This is a genomic window from Pseudonocardia hierapolitana, assembly GCF_007994075.1.
Classification (GTDB): domain Bacteria; phylum Actinomycetota; class Actinomycetes; order Mycobacteriales; family Pseudonocardiaceae; genus Pseudonocardia; species Pseudonocardia hierapolitana.
In genome coordinates this window covers 4,270,822-4,288,488 of sequence record NZ_VIWU01000001.1, presented here as the reverse complement: position 1 = coordinate 4,288,488, position 17,667 = coordinate 4,270,822, and the positions used below count along the sequence as shown (strand labels likewise).

The 17,667-nt window shown below is 72.6% G+C and carries 17 protein-coding genes; 3 read left to right on the top strand and 14 right to left on the bottom strand.

The annotated features are described in order from the left end of the window. Nucleotides 1-14: 14 nt before the first annotated feature. From FHX44_RS20270 to FHX44_RS20215, 12 genes are all read right to left on the bottom strand, one after another. The gene (locus FHX44_RS20270; protein ID WP_147257238.1) at nucleotides 15-2,468 is read right to left on the bottom strand and encodes an NADH-quinone oxidoreductase subunit G; all 2,454 of its coding nucleotides are present in this window, start codon (nucleotides 2,466-2,468) and stop codon (nucleotides 15-17) included. Then, the gene (gene nuoF / locus FHX44_RS20265) at nucleotides 2,465-3,790 is read right to left on the bottom strand and encodes an NADH-quinone oxidoreductase subunit NuoF (protein ID WP_147257237.1); all 1,326 of its coding nucleotides are present in this window, start codon (nucleotides 3,788-3,790) and stop codon (nucleotides 2,465-2,467) included. The genes FHX44_RS20270 and nuoF overlap by 4 nt, the downstream gene beginning before the upstream one ends. 5 nt (nucleotides 3,791-3,795) lie before the next feature. Then, nucleotides 3,796-4,596 carry an NADH-quinone oxidoreductase subunit NuoE gene (gene nuoE, locus FHX44_RS20260; RefSeq protein WP_147257236.1) on the bottom strand — a complete coding sequence of 267 codons (801 nt, stop codon included), beginning with the start codon at nucleotides 4,594-4,596 and terminating at the stop codon, nucleotides 3,796-3,798. A 70-nt stretch (nucleotides 4,597-4,666) separates the two neighbouring features. Beyond that, nucleotides 4,667-5,986: an NADH-quinone oxidoreductase subunit D gene (locus tag FHX44_RS20255; RefSeq protein ID WP_147257234.1), complete on the bottom strand. Its 1,320-nt coding sequence runs from the start codon at nucleotides 5,984-5,986 to the stop codon at nucleotides 4,667-4,669. Further along, nucleotides 5,983-6,861, bottom strand: coding sequence for an NADH-quinone oxidoreductase subunit C (locus tag FHX44_RS20250; protein WP_246170494.1), 879 nt, complete (start codon nucleotides 6,859-6,861; stop codon nucleotides 5,983-5,985). The genes FHX44_RS20255 and FHX44_RS20250 overlap by 4 nt, the downstream gene beginning before the upstream one ends. 6 nt (nucleotides 6,862-6,867) lie before the next feature. Next, on the bottom strand, nucleotides 6,868-7,419 hold the full coding sequence (locus FHX44_RS20245; RefSeq protein WP_147257233.1) for a NuoB/complex I 20 kDa subunit family protein: 552 nt from the start codon (nucleotides 7,417-7,419) through the stop codon (nucleotides 6,868-6,870). A 1-nt stretch (nucleotide 7,420) separates the two neighbouring features. Beyond that, nucleotides 7,421-7,786: an NADH-quinone oxidoreductase subunit A gene (locus FHX44_RS20240; RefSeq protein ID WP_147257232.1), complete on the bottom strand. Its 366-nt coding sequence runs from the start codon at nucleotides 7,784-7,786 to the stop codon at nucleotides 7,421-7,423. A gap of 109 nt (nucleotides 7,787-7,895) precedes the next feature. Next, the gene (locus FHX44_RS20235) at nucleotides 7,896-9,188 is read right to left on the bottom strand and encodes a geranylgeranyl reductase family protein (protein ID WP_147257231.1); all 1,293 of its coding nucleotides are present in this window, start codon (nucleotides 9,186-9,188) and stop codon (nucleotides 7,896-7,898) included. Between the two features lie 111 nt (nucleotides 9,189-9,299). Further along, on the bottom strand, nucleotides 9,300-9,866 hold the full coding sequence (locus FHX44_RS20230) for a hypothetical protein (RefSeq protein WP_147257230.1): 567 nt from the start codon (nucleotides 9,864-9,866) through the stop codon (nucleotides 9,300-9,302). Nucleotides 9,867-9,952: 86 nt separating this feature from the next. Then, the gene (locus FHX44_RS20225; protein ID WP_147257229.1) at nucleotides 9,953-10,642 is read right to left on the bottom strand and encodes a demethylmenaquinone methyltransferase; all 690 of its coding nucleotides are present in this window, start codon (nucleotides 10,640-10,642) and stop codon (nucleotides 9,953-9,955) included. 62 nt (nucleotides 10,643-10,704) lie between these two features. Next, on the bottom strand, nucleotides 10,705-11,616 hold the full coding sequence (locus tag FHX44_RS20220; RefSeq protein ID WP_147257228.1) for an SDR family oxidoreductase: 912 nt from the start codon (nucleotides 11,614-11,616) through the stop codon (nucleotides 10,705-10,707). Between the two features lie 14 nt (nucleotides 11,617-11,630). Next, entirely contained in the window at nucleotides 11,631-12,368 is a 738-nt protein-coding gene (locus tag FHX44_RS20215) for an SDR family oxidoreductase (protein WP_147257227.1), read from the bottom strand. Between the two features lie 153 nt (nucleotides 12,369-12,521). On the opposite strand from FHX44_RS20215, the gene FHX44_RS20210 reads away from it, so the two are divergent. Next, complete coding sequence (locus FHX44_RS20210) at nucleotides 12,522-13,211, top strand: TetR/AcrR family transcriptional regulator (protein WP_246170978.1); 690 nt, start codon at nucleotides 12,522-12,524, stop codon at nucleotides 13,209-13,211. A 28-nt stretch (nucleotides 13,212-13,239) separates the two neighbouring features. On the opposite strand, the gene FHX44_RS20205 is transcribed toward FHX44_RS20210, so the two are convergent. Together FHX44_RS20205 and FHX44_RS20200 are read right to left on the bottom strand one after the other, a co-directional pair. Next, complete coding sequence (locus tag FHX44_RS20205) at nucleotides 13,240-14,346, bottom strand: glycosyltransferase family 4 protein (RefSeq protein WP_147257225.1); 1,107 nt, start codon at nucleotides 14,344-14,346, stop codon at nucleotides 13,240-13,242. 163 nt (nucleotides 14,347-14,509) lie between these two features. Next, on the bottom strand, nucleotides 14,510-15,664 hold the full coding sequence (locus tag FHX44_RS20200) for a glycosyltransferase family 4 protein (protein WP_212612559.1): 1,155 nt from the start codon (nucleotides 15,662-15,664) through the stop codon (nucleotides 14,510-14,512). Between the two features lie 222 nt (nucleotides 15,665-15,886). On the opposite strand from FHX44_RS20200, the gene FHX44_RS20195 reads away from it, so the two are divergent. Together FHX44_RS20195 and FHX44_RS20190 are read left to right on the top strand one after the other, a co-directional pair. Further along, entirely contained in the window at nucleotides 15,887-16,720 is an 834-nt protein-coding gene (locus tag FHX44_RS20195; RefSeq protein ID WP_147257223.1) for an inositol monophosphatase family protein, read from the top strand. Nucleotides 16,721-16,818: 98 nt separating this feature from the next. After that, nucleotides 16,819-17,667, top strand: coding sequence for a DMT family transporter (locus tag FHX44_RS20190; RefSeq protein ID WP_212612558.1), 849 nt, complete (start codon nucleotides 16,819-16,821; stop codon nucleotides 17,665-17,667).

The window sequence follows — 17,667 nt, the reverse complement described above, 5'->3', positions numbered from 1 at the left end:
CGCCTGCGCCAGGTTCATGCCGTCACCCCCACCAGGTCGCCGTGGCCGGCGCCGAGGACGGTGCGGACACGGGAGTCACCCGAGTTGCCCGGCAGCCACACCACGCCGTCGGGCAGGTCGGCCAGCGCCACCGGCAGCGTGATCTCGCCGCGGTCGGTGCGCACGGTGGCGGGGGCGCCCTCGGTCAGCCCGAGCACCTCCGCCGTAGCGGCGTTCACCCGGACGTACGCCGGGCGCGCGGTTCCGGCCAGCGCAGGCTCGTCCGTCGTGAGGGTCGAGCCGTCGATCAGCTGGCGCCAGCTGGAGAGCACGGCCTGCCCGAACCCGGGCCGCAGCGGCTCGCTCGCCGGAACGGTCGGCGCGGCCGGGGCGGCACCCGCCCAGCTGCCGAGCCGGGAGAGCTCGCCCGCGGCGGCCGCGGGCGTCTGGGTGAACAGGTCGACGTCCATCTCGACGGCGAGGGTGTCCAGGACGCGGCAGTCCGGGAGCACGCCGCTCGCGTCGAGGGCCGGGCCGAACTCGCGGCGCCGTCCCTCCCAGTTCAGGTAGCTGCCCGCGCGCTGGGCGTCCGGGGCCACCGGCAGCACCACGTCGGCCAGCTCGGTGACGGCCGAGGAGTGCAGCTCCAGGCTCACGAGGAACCCGACGTCGCGCAGCGCCGCCAGCGCGGCGGCCGGGTCGGCGAGGTCGTAGGGGTCGACTCCGCCGACGACCAGCGCAGCCAGCTCGCCGTTCGCGGCGGCGGCGAGGATCTCGTCGGTGTCGCGGCCGGGGGTGTCCGGCAGCGTTCCCGCCGCGAGGCCCCACGCCCGCTCGGCCTCGGCCCGCGCGGCGGCGTCGGCCACCGGGCGGCCGCCGGGCAGCAGCGTGGGCACGGCGCCCGCGTCGAGGGCACCGCGGTCACCCGCGCGGCGCGGGACCCAGCCGATCGCCGCGCCGGTGCGCTGTCCGAGGGCCGCGACGGCGGAGTAGAGGCCGGGCACCTCGGCGGCGCGCTCGCCGACCAGGATCACGCCCCCTCCCCGCAGCGCGTCCACGACGTGCTCCGGCAGGTCGGCCAGTACGGCGGCCTCGGCCCCCGGCACCGCCGGGATCAGGTTGTCCTTGGCCGCCGGTGCGGCGGCGCCGGTCTCGAGCGACGTGCGCTCGACGGCCGGGGTGGTCCACTGGCCGAGGTGGAAGACGCGCTGACCGTGCTTGCGGGCCGCCTTGCGCAGCCGCAGGTAGACGATCGGCGCCTCCTCCTCGGGCTCCAGCGCGACGCAGAGCACGGCGGGCGCGGCCTCGAGGCGGGTGTAGCTGAGGTGCTCGGGGCCCTTCCCGACGACGTGCGAGGCGAGGAACTCCAGCTCCTCGGCCGAGTTCACCCGCGCCCGGAAGTCGACGTCGTTGGTGCCGGCGGCGACGCGCGCGAACTTGCCGTACGCGTAGGCGTCCTCGACGGTGAGCCGGCCACCGGCCAGCACCCCGATCCCGCCGTCGCGGGCCGCCAGCAGGCCGTCGGCCGCGACGCGCAGCGCCTCGGTCCACGACGCCTCGGCCAGCTGCCCGTCGGCGCCGCGGACGAGCGGCCGGGTGATGCGGCCCTTCGACTTCAGGTACCGGAACCCGAACCGGGTCTTGTCGTCGATCCACTCCTCGTTGACGTCGGGGTCGTTGCCCGACAGCCTGCGCATGACCGTGCCCCGGCGGGTGTCGATGCGGATCGCGGCACCACTCGAGGTGTGCTCGTCGACGCCGGGCGTGGAGACGAGGTCGAACGGGCGGGAGCGGAACCGGTAGGCGGCGCTGGTGAGCGCGCCGACCGGGCAGATCTGGATGGTGTTGCCGGAGAAGTAGCTCTGGAACGGCTTGTCCTCGGCCACGCCGATCTGCTGCTGCGCACCGCGCTCGAGCAGGTCGATGAAGGGGTCGCCGGCGATCTCCTCGGAGAACCGGGTGCAGCGCTGGCAGAGCACGCAGCGCTCGCGGTCCAGCAGCACCTGCGTGGAGATCGGGAGCGGCTTCGGGAAGGTCCGCTTCGTGTCGACGAACCGGGAGTCGGTGCGCCCGGTGCTCATCGCCTGGTTCTGCAGGGGGCACTCGCCGCCCTTGTCGCAGATCGGGCAGTCGAGCGGGTGGTTGATGAGCAGCAGCTCCATCACCCCCTCCTGGGCCTTCTTGGCCACCGGGGAGGAGTGCTGGGTCTTGACGACCATGCCGTCCGCCACGGTCATGGTGCAGCTGGCCTGCGGCTTCGGCATCGGCCTGCCGCCCATCTCCACCTCGACGAGGCACTGGCGGCACGCACCGGCCGGGTCGAGCAGCGGGTGGTCGCAGAAGCGCGGCACGATGATGCCGAGCCGCTCACAGGTGCGGATCAGGATCTCACCCTTGGGGGCGTCGACCTCGATCCCGTCGATCGTGAGGCGGACGTGGCCCTCGGGGACGGGCCGCGCCTCCTTCTTCTCCTCGGGGGCGATCGTCATGCCTGGGCTCCAACCAGATCGTCCAGCTGTTCCGGACGCTGCACGGCGGGCTGCTCCGCGATGAGGTCCAGGAACTCCTGGCGGAAGTACTTGATGGCGCTCGTGATCGGGCTCGTCGCGCCGTCGCCGAGTGCGCAGAAGGATCGCCCGAGGATGTTGTCGCAGATGTCGAGCATCGTCTCGACGTCGGCCTCGGTGCCCTGGCCGTGCACCATCCGCTCGAGGATCTGCACCAGCCAGAAGGTGCCCTCGCGGCACGGCGTGCACTTGCCGCACGACTCGTGCTTGTAGAACTCGGTCCACTTCATCACGGCCCACGGCACGGAGACGGTCTCGTTGAAGACCTGCACGGCCGTGGTGCCCAGCATCGAGCCCGCCGCGGCGGCGCCCTCGAAGTCGAGCGGGACGTCGAGGTGCTCGGCCGTGAAGATCGGGGTGGACGAGCCGCCGGGGGTCCAGAACTTGAGCGGGATGCCGTCCTTCATGCCGCCGGCGAGCTCCAGCAGCTGCCGCAGCGTGATGCCGAGCGGCGCCTCGTACTGGCCGGGCCGCTCGACGTGGCCGGACACCGAGTAGATCTTCGGGCCGGGGCTCTTCTCCGAGCCCATCGACCGGAACCAGTCGCTGCCGCCCATCACGATCGCGGGAACCGAGGCGATGGTCTCGACGTTGTTCACCACTGTCGGCGAGGCGTAGAGCCCCGACGTGGCCGGGAAGGGAGGCTTGAGGCGAGGTTGGCCGCGACGACCTTCGAGCGAGTCGAGCAGCGCCGTCTCCTCGCCGCAGATGTAGGCGCCCGCACCGGCGTGCACCACGATCTCGAGGTCGAACCCGGAGCCGAGGATGTTCGTGCCGAGGTAGCCCTTCGCGCGGGCCTCCTCCACCGCCCGGCGCACCCGGCGGATGCAGTGCAGCGCCTCGCCCCGCACGTAGATCGCGCAGAAGTTCGCGCGGATCGCGAAGCACGTGATGATGCAGCCCTCGATGAGCGAGTGCGGGTCGGCCATCATCGTCGGGATGTCCTTGCAGGTGCCCGGCTCGCCCTCGTCGGCGTTCACCACGAGGTACTTGGGCTTGGCTCCCGGACCGGTGGGCCCCTGCGGGATGAAGCTCCACTTCAGGCCGGTGGGGAAGCCCGCCCCGCCCCGGCCGCGCAGGCCGGAGTCCTTCACCAGCTGGATGAGCTGGTCGGGGTGGGCGGTGAGCGCGTGCCGCAGGGCCTGGTAGCCCTCCAGCTGCTCGTAGGTGTCGATCGACCACGAGCGCGGCGACTGCCAGCGCCGGGTGAGCACCGGTGTCAGTTGATCCACAACAGCTTCCATCCGGGCTACTTCCCCTCCGGCAGAGCAGGGAACGCGGGCGGGGAGTCGGGCATCGCGGGGGCGGTCCAGCCGCGCTCGGAGGCGAGCTGCGCGCCGCGCAGCGACTCCGGCGCCGCGGACCGGCCTTCCACGCTGGTCTCCAGGTCCGGGAAGATCCCGGCGAGCTCGAGCTCCACCGTGCGGAAGTCGGTGAGCGGGGCCCCCCGCGTGGGGTGCGGCTTCTCGCCCCGCTGCAGCGCCTCCACGAGGTCCTCGGCCGACTCGAGCGTCTGGTTGTCGAAGTACTCGTAGTTGACCTGGAGCACCGGCGCGAGGTCGCAGGCCGCGAGGCACTCGGCGTGCTCCAGGGTGATCGAGCCTTCTGTCCCGGGCTCGCCCGCGGTCTCCTCGTGCCCGACCCCGAGCTTCTCCGACAGCCGCTTGTAGATGTCGTCGCCGCCCAGGGCCGCGCACAGCGTGTTGGTGCAGACGCTCACCAGGTGCTCGCCACACGGAGTGCGCTTGTACATCGTGTAGAAGGTGGCCACGGCCGACACCTCGGCCGTGGTCAGCTCCAGCGCGTCGGCGCAGTAGCGGATGCCGTCCTGGCTGACGTGACCCTCCACGGACTGCACCAGGTGCAGCAGCGGCAGCAGCGCCGACCGGGACTGCGGGTAGCGCGCGATGATCTCCTTCGTGCGCTGCCGGGTGAGCTCGTCGAACTTCTCGACGACCGGCCCGGCGTCCTCGACGACGGACTCGAACACCACTTCCTCCGGCCCGGTGATCGGGCCGTAGGACTCCGGCGTTCCCTCCGGGAGAGTCATCGCACGACCTCGCTGCGCTCGGTCGACAATGCCTCAGAGCGCTGTGACATTGGTTCGCTCGCAAGCTCGCTCACCGGTCAACACCTCCCATGACGGGGTCGATCGACGCGACCGCCGCGATGACGTCGGCGACCATGCCGCCCTCGCTCATCGCAGGCATCGTCTGCAGGTTCACGAAGCTGGGGTCGCGCACGTGGACGCGCACCGGCCTCGTGCCGCCGTCGGACACCAGGTGGTAGCCCAGCTCGCCGCGGGGCGACTCGATCGCCGTGTACACCTGGCCCGCCGGCACCGAGAAGCCCTCGGTGACCAGCTTGAAGTGGTGGATCAGCGACTCCATCGACTGACCCATGATCTTGCGGACGTGCTCGAGGCTGTTGCCCATGCCGTCGGAGGCGATGGACAGCTGCGCGGGCCAGGCGACCTTGCGGTCCTCGACCATCACCGGGCCCGGCTCCATCTTCGCCGCCGCCTGCTCGATGATCTTGAGCGACTCGTGGATCTCGGCGAGGCGCAGCCGGTAGCGCGCGTAGCAGTCGGCCTCGGTGGCCACCGGGACCTCGAAGTCGTACTCCTCGTAGCCGCAGTACGGCTCGATCTTGCGCAGATCCCACGGCAGGCCGGCCGCGCGCAGGATCGGGCCGGTGGCGCCGAGCGCGAGGCAGCCGTCCACCGGCAGGTAGCCGACGTTCTCCAGGCGCTGGCGCCAGATCGGCTGGCCGGTGAGCAGGTTGTCGTAGTCCGGCAGCCGCTTGCGCATGATCGAGACGAAGTCGGCGACCCGCTCCTCCCAGCCATCGGGGAGGTCCTGGGCGAGCCCGCCGGGGCGGACGAACGCGTGGTTCATCCGCAGGCCGGTGAGGAACTCCAGCAGGTGGAGCACCTCCTCGCGCTCGCGGAACCCGGCCGTCATGCCGGTGAGCGCGCCGAGCTCCATCCCGCCGGTGGCGAGGCACACCAGGTGCGAGCCGATGCGGTTGATCTCCATCAGCAGCACGCGGGCCACCTGCGCCCGGCGCGGCGCCTCCACCCCCAGCAGCTTCTCGACGGCGAGGCAGTAGCCGACCTCGTTGAAGATCGGCGCGAGGTAGTCCATGCGCGTCACGAACGTGACGCCCTGGGTCCAGGTGCGGTACTCGCAGTTCTTCTCGATGCCGGTGTGCAGGTAGCCGATCACCGAGCGGGCCTGCTGCACCGTCTCGCCCTCGAGCTCGAGCACCAGCCGCAGCACGCCGTGCGTGGACGGGTGCTGCGGTCCCATGTTGATGACGATGCGGTCGTCGTGCTCCTCGTCGAGGAACGTGTCCCAGTCGCCGCCGGTGACCGTGTAGACGGTGCCCTCGGTGGTCTCGCGCGCGGGGGCGTAGGCGTCTTCCCTGATCTCTGTCACGTGTAGGACCGCCTTTGATCCGGGGGCGGGATCTCCGCGCCCTTGTACTCCACCGGGATCCCGCCGAGCGGGTAGTCCTTGCGCTGCGGGTGGCCGTCCCAGTCGTCCGGCATGAGGATGCGGGTGAGCGCCGGGTGACCGTCGAAGACGATGCCGAACATGTCCCACGTCTCGCGCTCGTGCCAGTCGGCCGTGGGGTAGACCTCGACGACGCTCGGCACGTGCGGGTCGTCGACGTCGACCGACACCTCGAGGCGGATGCGGCGACGGTAGGTCATCGACGTGAGGTGGTAGACGACGTGCAGCCGCTGCGGCACGTCCGCCCCGTAGTCGACGCCGGAGACCGAGGAGCACAGCTCGAAGCGCAGGCCGTCCTCGTCGCGCAGCGTGCGGCAGACGTCGACGATCGACTCGCGCCGCACGTAGAAGGTGATCTCGCCGCGGTCGATCGTGATCTGCTGCACGGCGCCCTGCGGGATGCCGCGCTCGGCGAGGGCCTCGCCGAACTCGTCGGCGAAGTCGTCGAACCAGCCGCCGAAGGGGCGCTCGGCCGGGGCGGGCACGTGCGCGGGGAGGCGGAGGCCGCCGAAGCCGGACGTGTCGCCGGAGTCGGAGACACCGAACATGCCGCGCCGCTCGCGGGTGGGCCCGATGCGGGTGCCGCCCTCGGGCGTGGTTTGCTCGTCGGCCTCGGTGCCGGACGGCGCGTCGATCGGGGCGGAGGCCTGCTCGACCTCGCCGCCCTTCGCGTCCTGCGCCCCTCGCGCCCGCTGCTCGACGGCGTCGGCCCCGCTCTGCTGCGCGGAGGACCCGGGCGTGCCGGTGGCCGGCTTGGGGTCGCTGTTCTTGTCGTCAGCAGCGTTCTCGTCAGCCATCCCGCGTCACTTCTTCTTCGCGTACTTGATCGACGACGGCACCAGCTCGGTCTTGTGGCCGCTCGCGGCCAACTCGGCGGCCCGCCGCGACCCGAGCGGCTCGTCCATGATCTTGGCGTGGATCTTGAGGATCGCGTCCATCAGCATCTCCGGCCGCGGCGGGCAGCCCGGCAGGTACATGTCGACGGGCACGACGTGGTCGACGCCCTGCACGATCGCGTAGTTGTTGAACATCCCGCCGGACGAGGCGCAGACGCCCATCGCGAGCACCCAGCGGGGCTCGGGCATCTGGTCGTAGATCTGGCGCAGGACCGGTGCCATCTTGTTGCTCACCCGGCCTGCGACGATCATCAGGTCCGCCTGGCGCGGCGAGGCGCGGAAGACCTCCATGCCGAAGCGTGCGAGGTCGTAGCGGGGCGCGCCGGTGGTCATCATCTCGATGGCGCAGCAGGCGAGCCCGAACGTGGCGGGCCACAGCGACGACTTGCGCGTCCAGTTGACCAGCTTCTCGACGCTGGTCAGCAGTACGCCGCTGGGCAGGTGCTCTTCCAGACCCATCTCAGTTCCAATCCAGCCCGCCGCGACGCCAGACGTAGACGTACGCGAAGCCGACCGTGACGATGAACAGCACGATCTCCACCAGCCCGAACACGCCGAGCGCGTCGGCGCTCACCGCGAACGGGTAGAGGAAGACCATCTCGATGTCGAACAGGATGAACAGCATCGCCGTGAGGTAGTAGGCGACCGGCATCCGGCCCCCGCCCACCACCGGCTGGGGCGACGGCTCGATGCCGCACTCGTAGGCGTCGAGCTTGGCGCGGTTGTAGCGGCGTGGGCCGACGTACGGCGCCGCTGTCACCGAGAACAGGGCGAACGCACCTGCCAGGGCGAACAACAGCACCAGCGGGAGGTAGGGGTCGAGCATCCGTTCACCCTCGTCGTCTCGTCTTCGTCTTCTTTGTCGAATCGCTTTATTGATTCCGCCCGGGACCCTAGGTCGGACTCGGCGCCCGACCGGACCCAGGCAAGCCTTACTACAAGCTCGGTGTGAGCCTGGTCATCGCGGTGATCAGACGGTCGCTGACCGCGCCGTCCCTCGGGTCGTACAGGTTGGCGAGCAGCTTCAGGATGAAGCGCATGAGCGTGGTGCGCGGGAGGCCGTACTTCGTGGCCATCCCCATGATCGTCGGGTTGCCGATGAGCTTCGAGAACAGGTTGCCGATGCGGTAGTAGCTGCCGAGCGCCTGGCTCACCGCGGCCGGGTACCCGGCGAGCGCCGCCTCGGCCGATGCGCCGGAGCGGGCGTGGGCCTGCACCGCGCAGCGCGCCGCGATCGCGGCCGACTCCATCGCGTAGGCGATTCCCTCCCCGTTGAACGGGTTGACCATGCCGCCCGCGTCGCCGACCAGCAGCAGCCCCGGCCGGTAGTGCGGGGTGCGGTTGAAGCCCATCGGCAGGGCCGCACCGCCGACGGTGCCCACGGCGTTCTCGTCGCGGTAGCCCCACTCCTCCGGCGTGCCGTCCAGCCACGACTTGAGCAGTGCGCGGTAGTCGGTGCTGCCGTAGGCCTTCGACGTGGACAGGATCCCGAGCCCCACGTTGGAGGTGCCGTCGCCCATCCCGAAGATCCAGCCGTACCCGGGCAGCAGCTTCGGGTTCTTCGGGTCGGAGCGGTCCCACAGCTCCAGGTGGCTCTCGAGGAAGTCGTCGTGCGTGCGCGGGGAGTTGTAGTAGCGGCGCACGGCCACGCCCATCGGGCGGTCCTCGCGCTTGACCATCCCGACGGAGAGCGCCAGCCGCGCGCTGACGCCGTCACAGGCCAGGGTGATCGGAGCGCGGTAGGAGACCGGGCGTTTCTCCTTGCCCTTCCCGACGGTGCCCCTGACGCCGACGACCCGGCCGGTGCGCTCGTCGGTGATCGCCTCGCTGACCGTGGTGTCCTCGTGCAACCGGGCACCGAGCTTTTCGGCGTGGCGCACGAGCAGCTCGTCGAAGTCCTGGCGGGGGCGCACGGCCCCGTAGTTCGGGAAGTTCGCGAGCGTCGGCCAGTCGAGCTCGAGGGTGACCCCGCCGCCCACCACCCGCAGGCCCTTGTTGTGCAGCCAACCGTTCGCTTGCGAGCAGTCGATCCCGAGGTCGATGAGCTGCTTCATGCCGCGCGGCGTGAAGCCGTCGCCGCACACCTTGGGCCGCGGGAACGTCGACTTCTCCAGCAGCAGGACGTCCAGTCCTGCCCTGGCGAGGTATGCGGCGGCGGTGGATCCCGCGGGACCCGCGCCGACGACGATGACGTCGGCGTCCGATGTGGTGGATTCGGGCGCGACCAATGCGGCTCCTTGTGAACGGATTCACGAAGTCGTACTGAGTCTAAGCACCCTGGTCGAGGGATGCCCGCGCAGGTTGGTGACCGGCCCTCGTCGGCGGGGCCACACCCACTCTCACGGCAGGTCGCGCAGCGCCTCCTCGAGGCCCCGCAGGTACTCCTCGCGGGTGCCCTCGGCGATCGCGCCCCACTGCGCAGCCGGACGGCTCAGCGCGGTCGCACCGGTGAAGACGCCCATGCCGTGCAGGTTGATCCAGCGGTGGTCGTAGTCGTGCGGGGTCGCCCGGTCCCACCCGACCACGCGCTCGACGACGGCCCGCAGCCCGGCCGGATCGGCGAAGGCGTGGCGGTTGATGCTCGGGCCGTAGTGCCGCGTGAGCGCCGCGACGGCGGCCCCGGCCGTCGGGTCCGCAGCCCGGTTCGCGTCGAACCGGGCCCGCAGCTGGGCGGCGTAGAACCAGAACACCGCCTCGTCGCGCCGTCCCGCGACGAACAGCTCCGCGGCCGCGGCGGCGAGCACCGGCGGGGCGTACCGCTGCGGAGCGGCGAGCACCGCGGCAACGGCGGGAGCCGGATCGGGACCGTGCAGCGCGGCGAGCACCGCGTTCTGCCGCGAGATGTCGATCGTGGCGTACTCCCCGGCCGGTTGTACCGGGATCTGGTGCCCGAGCGGTTCGTCCATGCGCCCGAGCGTCCGCCGGCCCGCCGGGCAGCGCATCCGTACGCCTACGCAGCCCGGTGGTTCGCCCGTCGACCGGGCCGGTCGGCTCAGCCCGCGCGGGTGGCGCGATGCAGCGCGACGGTGCCGAGAGCCAGGTTCCGCCAGGCGACGTCGCTCCAGCCCGCCTTCGCGATGCGGCGGGCGAGCTCCGGCTGGGCCGGCCAGTCGCGGATCGACTCGCCCAGGTATGTGTAGGCCTCGGGGTTGCTCGACACCCGCCGGGCGATCGCGGGGAGCACGTGCTCGAGGCCGATGTAGTAGGCCACCCGGAACGGCGCGACCGTCGGCGTGCCGAACTCGCACACGACGAGCCGCCCCCCGGGCCGCGTGACCCGCGCGAGCTCCGCGAGCGCCGCCTCGGTGTCGCTGATGTTGCGCAGCCCGAACGAGATCGTCACGGCGTCGAACACCCCGTCGCGGAACGGCAGGTGCAGCGCGTCGGCGGCCACCTTCGGCACCGGGCGGTGGGCGCCTGCCCGCAGCATGCCGAGGGAGAAGTCGGCCGCGACGCACCACGCGCCGGAGTGCCGCAGCTCCACGGTCGACACGGAGGTGCCCGCCGCGAGGTCGAGCACCCGCTCCCCGGGGCGCAGCCCGAGCGCGTCCCGCGTGATGCGCCGCCACCGCCGGTCCTGACCCGCGGTGAGCACGGTGTTGGTCAGGTCATAGCGACGCGCGACGCCGTCGAACATCGCCGCGACGTCGTGCGGGTCCTTGTCGAGGTCGGCCCTGCTCACGCGGGGAACGCTACGCGAGGAGCCCGCGCCCGGCGGTGCCGGGCGCGGGCGGGTTCCGCGGGTCAGGCGGGGCGCAGCAGGTCGTCGAGGCCGACGCGGTGGTAGAAGTCGACCCGGATGCGGTCGCCGTGGTCGAAGACCTCCTCGGCACCGTCGTGCGCGGGGTCGACGTGCACGCGGAACGGCCGCTGGCCCTTGGGCAGGTCGACCACCCGGGCGATCTGGCGGGCCACCTCCGCCGGGTCGGCGTCGGGCGGCGTCAACCGCGCCAGGCGCTCGGCCACCTGGTCGAGCAGGCCGGCGTAGCGCTCCTCGTAGGCGGCCACGACCTCCGCGGTCTCCGCATGGCCTGCGTGGGCGAAGTGGTTCGTCCCGCTCGTGAAGGCGCCGGGCACCACGATCGTGGTGTCGATGCCGAAGCGCGCAAGCTCGGCCGCGTAGCTCACGGCCAGCGCGTCCTCGGCCGCCTTCGCCGCGAAGTACGGGGCGAGGTAGGGCGGGGTGCCGCCCCGGCTGCTGCTGGAGCCGACCCACACCACGAGCCCGTCGCCCTGGGCCCGCAGGTGCGGCAGGGCGGCCCGGTTGACGCGCTGCGTGGACAGCACGTTGACGTCGTAGACGGCCGCCAGCTGCTCCGGGGTGAACGCCTCGGCCGGCCCGAGCACCATGTGCCCCGCGTTGTGCACGACCACGTCGAGGCGGCCGACCTCGGCGATGATGCGTTCGACGGCCGCGTCCACCGACGCCTGGTCGCCGACGTCCATCTCGACGGCGCGCAGGTCGACCCCGTGCTCCCTCGCGTACTCGGCCAGTTCCGCGACGGCGGGCGCGTTGCGGCCGGCGGTCTGGCGCATGCCGGCGTAGACGGTGTGCCCCGCGTCGGCGAGCGCCCTGACCGTGAGCGCGCCGAACCCGCTGGACGCCCCGGTGACGACGATGTTCCTGGTGGTCTTCTTGCTGGTGTTCTCGGTCATGATCCCTCTCCTGCTCAGATGATTCCGCCGTTGGCGTAGAGGACCTGCCCGTTGATCCAGCGGGCCGGGCCGGCGAGGAAGGCGACTGCCTCGGCGATGTCGGCGGGCGCGCCGAGTCGCTCCAGCGGGGCCATCGAGGCCATGTGGTCGATCACCGACTGCTCTTTGCCCTCGAGGTACAGCGGGGTGGCGGTCGGGCCGGGCGCGACGGCGTTGACGGTGATGTCGCGACCGCGCAGCTCCCTGGCCAGGATCAGGGTCATCGCGTCGACGGCGCCCTTGCTGGCGGCGTACGCGGTGTACGTCGGCAGGGCGATCTTCGTCACCGACGTGGAGAAGTTGATGATCGCGCCGCCGCTGCGGACGCGGCGGGCGGCCTGCTGGTCGACCACGAAGGTCCCGCGGATGTTGGTGCGGTGCATCCGGTCGAGGTCGTCGAGGTCGAGCTCGGCGAGCGGCGAGAGCAGCATGATCCCCGCCGTGTGCACGACCACGTCGACGCCGCCGTAGCGCCGCTCCGCCTCGTCGAAGAGGGCGGCCACCTCGTTCTCGTTCGCGACGTCCGCCCGGAACGCGGCGGCGGTGCCACCGGCGGCCACGATCGCGTCGACGGTCTCCTCGGCCCGCCCCGGGTTGCCCGCGTAGTGCACCAGCACGGTCATCCCGTCGGCGGCCAGTCGCTCGGCGACCGCCCGTCCGATGCCGCCCGAACCGCCGGTCACGATCGCGACCCTCGACGTGCTCTCGGTCATGGTCCCGCTCCTTCGTAACGTCGTTTCACTCGATCTGGAACGACGCTAACACCGGAAGTCGTAGCCGCGCTACAGAATCTACGAATCGCTGCTATGACGTGCGTAACACTCGTACGGCTACATCGTTAGTGCCGCTACGCTCATGGGGTGGACATGCGCACGCGGATGCTCGAGGCAGCCGAAGAGCTGCTGAACGCCTCACCGGACCGCGACATCGCCACGCGCGCGGTGTGCGAGGCGGTCGGCGTCGGGGCGCCCGTGCTGTACCGGCTGTTCGGGGACAAGAACGGCCTGCTCAGCGCGCTCGTGGACTACGGGTTCGACCGCTACCTGGCCACGAAGCGGGCCGCCGAACCGTCCGAGGACCCCGTCACGGACCTGCGCAACGGGTGGGACACCCACGTCGAGTTCGCGAAGTCCCACCCCGCCGTCTACCGGCTGATGTTCTCGCCGAGCTTCGCCACGGTCCCCTCCGCCGCGCAGGAGGCGATGCGCCTGCTGCGGGAGACCCTCGACCGGTGCGCGGCGGCGGGCAGGCTGCGGATCGGGTCGGGCACGGCCGCCCAGATGATCATGTCCGCGAACATCGGGGTGGCGCTGAACCTCGTCACGCAGCCCGAGAACTACCCCGACCCGGACCTCTCCCGGCGGGTGCGCGACGCCGTCCACGCCGCGGTGCTGGTCCCCGACCGCGCCACCGCGCACGCAGGCGGCGACGGCTCACTGGTCGTCGCGGCCTTGCAGCTCGCCGCCATCCTGCGCGACCACGAGACCGGACTCGGCGAGCCGGAGACCGCGCTGCTGCTGCACTGGCTCGACACCCTCGCGAGCGTGAGGGCGTAGTCGCGCCGACCGCGGCGCGTGCGCGGCGTCAGGACGCGGCCAGCATCCCCAGCATCCCGGTCACGGAGGCCGGCCAGCCGAACTGCTCCGCCCGTGCCCGCGCCGCGCCCCGCCGGCTCGCCTCGTCGGCGGCGAGCAGCGTGGTGACGCCCGCGGCGAAGGCCTCCGGCCGGTCCAGCGCGGCGGCCCCCGACGGGCCGACGATCTCCGGCAGCGCCGACGAGGCCGACACCACCACCGGCGTGCCGCTGGCGAGCGCCTCCAGCGCGGACAGCCCGAACGTCTCGTGCGGGCCGGGGGCGAGCGAGACGTCCGCCGAGGCCAGCAGCCGGGCGAGCCGGCCGCGGTCGCGGACGAAACCCACGAACGTCACCGGAAGCCCCGCGGCGCGCCGTTCCAGGGCGGGCCTGCGCGGTCCGTCCCCCGCGACGACCAGCCGCACCCGGTGCCCCGCCGCACGCAGCGCGGCCACCGTGTCGATGCTGCGCTCGGGGTGTTTCTCCGGCGAGAGCCGCCCGCAGTGCACGAGGAGGGTCTCGGCCCCGCCCGCGAGGCCGGCCCGCAGTTCGCTGTCGTGGTGGCGGGGCGAGAAGGTCGTGAGGTCGACGCCGAGCGGGACCTGCGCGACGTTGCGCGCCCCGATGCGGTCGAACTCGGCCCGCGCGAACGACGTCGTGCAGACGACGGTGTCGTAAGCGGCGGCCATCCGGGCGTTCGCCAGGTCGGCGACGCGGCGGGCCGTCGCGCCGGGCAGCAGGAACTGGGCGAGCAGCCGGTCGAGCCGCTCGTGGGAGATCACCACGCTCGGCACGCCGTGCCGGGCCGCCCACGCGCCGAGCCCGCGCAGGGTGAGCCGGTCGGACACCTCGATCGCGTCGGGGCGCAGCCGTTCCAGCAACCGCTGCACCCGCCACGGGTCGACCGCCCGGTAGCCGCCGGTGCCGGGCAGCCGGGGCGCGGCGATCGTGACGCGCCGGATCCCGGTGGGCAGGAGCTCGTCCCCGGATCGCGGGCCGGGCACCACGAGCACGACCTCGTGCCCCCGCGCTCCGTAACCGGCGCCGAGGTGGTGCAGCGCGGTGCGCAGGCCACCCGACCGCGGGCCGTAGAAGTTGGCCAGCTGGACGATCCTCAACAGTGCCCCCCGCCGGAAGTCCGGTGCATGTATCGGCGGATCCAGCTTTCCGCTGGGTGTGCCGGCGTGCCGGCCTCGTATTGGACATACTCGGCCGGTTCGCCGGTGCGCCCAGCGGGAAGCTGGGCCGTCGAGGCATGTGCGGGACTTCCGGCGGGGGGCACTAGGCCGCCGCTGCGCTGTGGCCGCCGATGACCTCGGCGTAGTGCGCCAGCAGCTCGTCGCACACCGCCGACCAGGTGCGGCGCAGCACCGACCGCCGCGCCGCTGCGCCGAACCGGCCGCGCAGCTGCGGATCGGCGAGGGTCTCCACCGCGGCCCGCAGCTCGGCGTCCGCTGCTACGGCTGCCGGGTCGTCCGCGGCGGCCCCGTCGGGGTGTGGCGGCACCAGGAAGCCGGTACGCCCGGGCAGCACCAGGTCGCGCGGGCCGCCCGCGTCCGGTGCCACGACGGGCAACCCCGACGCGAGCGCCTCCTGCGCCGCCTGGCAGAACGTCTCGGACGGCCCGGTGTGGACGAACACGTCCAGCGATGCGTAGATCCGGGCGAGGTCGTCGCCCTCCCGGAACCCGAGGAACGCCGCGCCCGGCAGGATCGCCCGCAGGCGCTCCTCGCTGGGCCCGCCGCCCACCACGACGAGCCGGGTGCCCGGCAGCCCTTCCAGCGCGGCGAGCCGCTCGACCTGCTTCTCGGGTGCCAGCCGCCCGACGTACCCGACCAGCAGCTCGCCCCGGGGAGCCAGCTCGGCGCGCAACGCGTCGTCGCGCTTCGACGGGGTGAACCGCCGGGTGTCGACGCCCCGCGCCCACTGGTGCACCCGGGGCACGCCCCGGGCCCGCAGCGCAGCGGTGGCCCAGCTCGACGGCGCGAGCGTGCGGTCGGCCTGCCCGTGCAGCCGGCACGTCCAGCGCCACGCCGCGCGCGCGGTGAGGCCGAGGCCGTAGGAGGAGGCGAAGCCGGCCACGTCGGTCTGGTAGACCGCGACCGTCGGGATGCCCAGCCTGCGCGCCGCCGCGAGCCCCCGGTACCCGACGACGAACGGCGCCGCGAGGTGCACCACGTCCGGCGAGAACTCGCGCAGCGCCGTGAGCACGCGCCTGCTCGGCACGCCGACCGGCATCGACGACACGACCGGCAGGTTCATCTCCCTGATCCGCACGACGGGCGCGCCCGCGTACTCGGTGGGGCCGTCGATGCCGGGCGCGACGACCAGCACCTCGTGCCCCGCCTCGGTGAGGTGCTCGACCACCCGCAGCACCGAGTTGGTGACGCCGTTGACCACGGGGAGGAAGCATTCGGAGACGATCGCGACGCGCACGGTGGCACCGTCCCCCGGCCGGGGATCGCGCCGGTGGCTTGCCATCGAACTGCGAGCCAACTCTGTCTTGTCATTGCCTCCGCTCCGCTCCGGCGGGCTCGCGGGCCTTCAATGCGCCGCCGGCCCGCTCGCGGGTGTCTGTCGCACAGTTGGCCGTGTGATCGTCGGCACGTCACCTGCGTGACGCACCCGGGACACCGGAGCCGGTGACGCTCGGGCCACATGACCGTCCAGCAGGAACCGAGCGCACCCCCGGCGCCCCTCCCTGTGGAAGCCGGGCTGATGTCCCGTGCCCTCGAGGTGGCCGGGCGGCTCGCCAACGACGCGGCCGAGGTGATCACGGCCACCGCGGGCCGGGAGCACCACAGCGGTGCCGCGCACAAGGCCAACCCCTTCGACTGGGTCACCGACACCGACCGGACCCTCGAGCGCCACACCCGCCGGGTGCTCGCCGCGGAGTTCCCCGGCGTGCCCGTGGTCGGCGAGGAGTACGGCGCCGACCCGGACGCGCACCGCGCCCCGTACCGGTGGGTCGTCGACCCGGTGGACGGCACCGCAAACTACGTCGCGGGATTCCCGTGGTGCGCATACAGTCTCGCGCTGGTGGACGCCTCCGGGCCGGTCGTGGGGGTGATCGCCGACCCGAGCCGGGCCCAGATCTACGCCGCCGCCCGCGGACGAGGGGTGCGGGCGAACGGCGTCCCGGTCCGGGTCGTGCCCCGGCCTCCGGCGGGCGGGCTGATCTGCGCCGAGCTCGGACCCGATCGCACCGCCTCGTTCACCCGCCACGCCACCGCGGCCCACGCCGGGATCCGTTCCCTCGGCTCGTCGGCGCTCGCGGTCACCCAGGTGGCGCTCGGGCACGCCGTCGCCGCGGTGCTCGAGGGCTACCGCGAGTGGGACGTCGCGGGCGCCGCCTGCCTCGCCGTGGAGGCAGGCGCCGTGATCGTGGACGGGAACGGGTGCCCCGATCCCCTGCCAACGGACGCCATGATCGTCGCGGTGCCGGGAGCGCTCGACGCCGTGCTGGCCTGGTGGCGCGCGTCCGAGGTCTGACCCGGCCCCCGAATCACGTTCTCGATGCGGGTGAGTCGCGGGCCGGGCGCGGGTTAGGGTCGGGCATCAGTACCACCGTCTCGCGCGCCGGCTTCGCCGTGCGCGCCACGCCGTTCGCGTTCGTCGTCATCTGGGCTTCCGGCTTCGTCGTCGCGAAGTACGCCGCCCCGTACGCGGAGCCGCTGAGCTTCCTGGTGGTGCGCTACGCGGGCGTGATCGTTCTGATGCTCGCCCTCGCGGTCGCGGCGGGAGCGCCGTGGCCACGCGGGCGGCAGGCGCTGCACATCGCGGTGGCCGGCGTCGGGATCCAGGCGGGCTACCTCGGCGGCGTGTGGGCCGCGGTCGCCGCCGGGATGCCGGCCGGCGTCGCGGCGCTCGTGGTGAACCTGCAGCCGGTGCTCACCGCGGTGTTCGCCGGGCTGCTCGGCGAACGGCTGGGCACGCGGCAGGTGATCGGGCTGCTCCTCGGGTTCGTGGGCGTCGCGCTGGTGGTGTCCAACCGGCTCACCACCGAAGGCCTGTCACCCGGGACGCTCGGCCTCACGGTCATGGCCCTGCTCGCGATCACGATCGGCACGCTCTACCAGAAGCGGTTCTGCCCGCAGTTCGACCTGCGCACCGGCCAGGTGGTGCAGTTCGTTGCGTCGGTCGTGGTGACGTTGCCGTTCGCGCTCGCGTTCGAGTCGTTCCGGTTCGACTGGACACCTCAGCTCGTGGGCGCGCTGGCTTGGTCGGTACTGGTGCTCACCGGCGGGGGCATCTCGCTGCTGTTCCTCATGCTGCGCCGCGGCGCAGCGGCCCAGGTCACCAGCTACTTCTACCTCGTGCCCGGGATCACGGCCCTGATGGCGTTCGTGATGTTCGGGGAGTCGCTCGGCGTCGTGGCGCTCGGCGGGATGGCGGTCACCGTGCTCGGGGTCGCGCTGGCCACACGCCGAACCGAGTAG

What these genes read in the sequence shown, in the direction of transcription:
- FHX44_RS20250 (WP_246170494.1), bottom strand. Translation starts at nt 6,861, where the DNA reads ATGGCTGACGAGAACGCTGCTGACGACAAGAACAGCGACCCCAAGCCG.
- FHX44_RS20270 (WP_147257238.1), bottom strand. Translation starts at nt 2,468, where the DNA reads ATGACGATCGCCCCCGAGGAGAAGAAGGAGGCGCGGCCCGTCCCCGAG.
- FHX44_RS20240 (WP_147257232.1), bottom strand. Translation starts at nt 7,786, where the DNA reads ATGCTCGACCCCTACCTCCCGCTGGTGCTGTTGTTCGCCCTGGCAGGT.
- nuoE (WP_147257236.1), bottom strand. Translation starts at nt 4,596, where the DNA reads ATGACTCTCCCGGAGGGAACGCCGGAGTCCTACGGCCCGATCACCGGG.
- FHX44_RS20220 (WP_147257228.1), bottom strand. Translation starts at nt 11,616, where the DNA reads ATGACCGAGAACACCAGCAAGAAGACCACCAGGAACATCGTCGTCACC.
- FHX44_RS20245 (WP_147257233.1), bottom strand. Translation starts at nt 7,419, where the DNA reads ATGGGTCTGGAAGAGCACCTGCCCAGCGGCGTACTGCTGACCAGCGTC.
- FHX44_RS20230 (WP_147257230.1), bottom strand. Translation starts at nt 9,866, where the DNA reads ATGGACGAACCGCTCGGGCACCAGATCCCGGTACAACCGGCCGGGGAG.
- nuoF (WP_147257237.1), bottom strand. Translation starts at nt 3,790, where the DNA reads ATGGAAGCTGTTGTGGATCAACTGACACCGGTGCTCACCCGGCGCTGG.
- FHX44_RS20195 (WP_147257223.1), top strand. Translation starts at nt 15,887, where the DNA reads ATGACCGTCCAGCAGGAACCGAGCGCACCCCCGGCGCCCCTCCCTGTG.
- FHX44_RS20210 (WP_246170978.1), top strand. Translation starts at nt 12,522, where the DNA reads ATGCGCACGCGGATGCTCGAGGCAGCCGAAGAGCTGCTGAACGCCTCA.
- FHX44_RS20215 (WP_147257227.1), bottom strand. Translation starts at nt 12,368, where the DNA reads ATGACCGAGAGCACGTCGAGGGTCGCGATCGTGACCGGCGGTTCGGGC.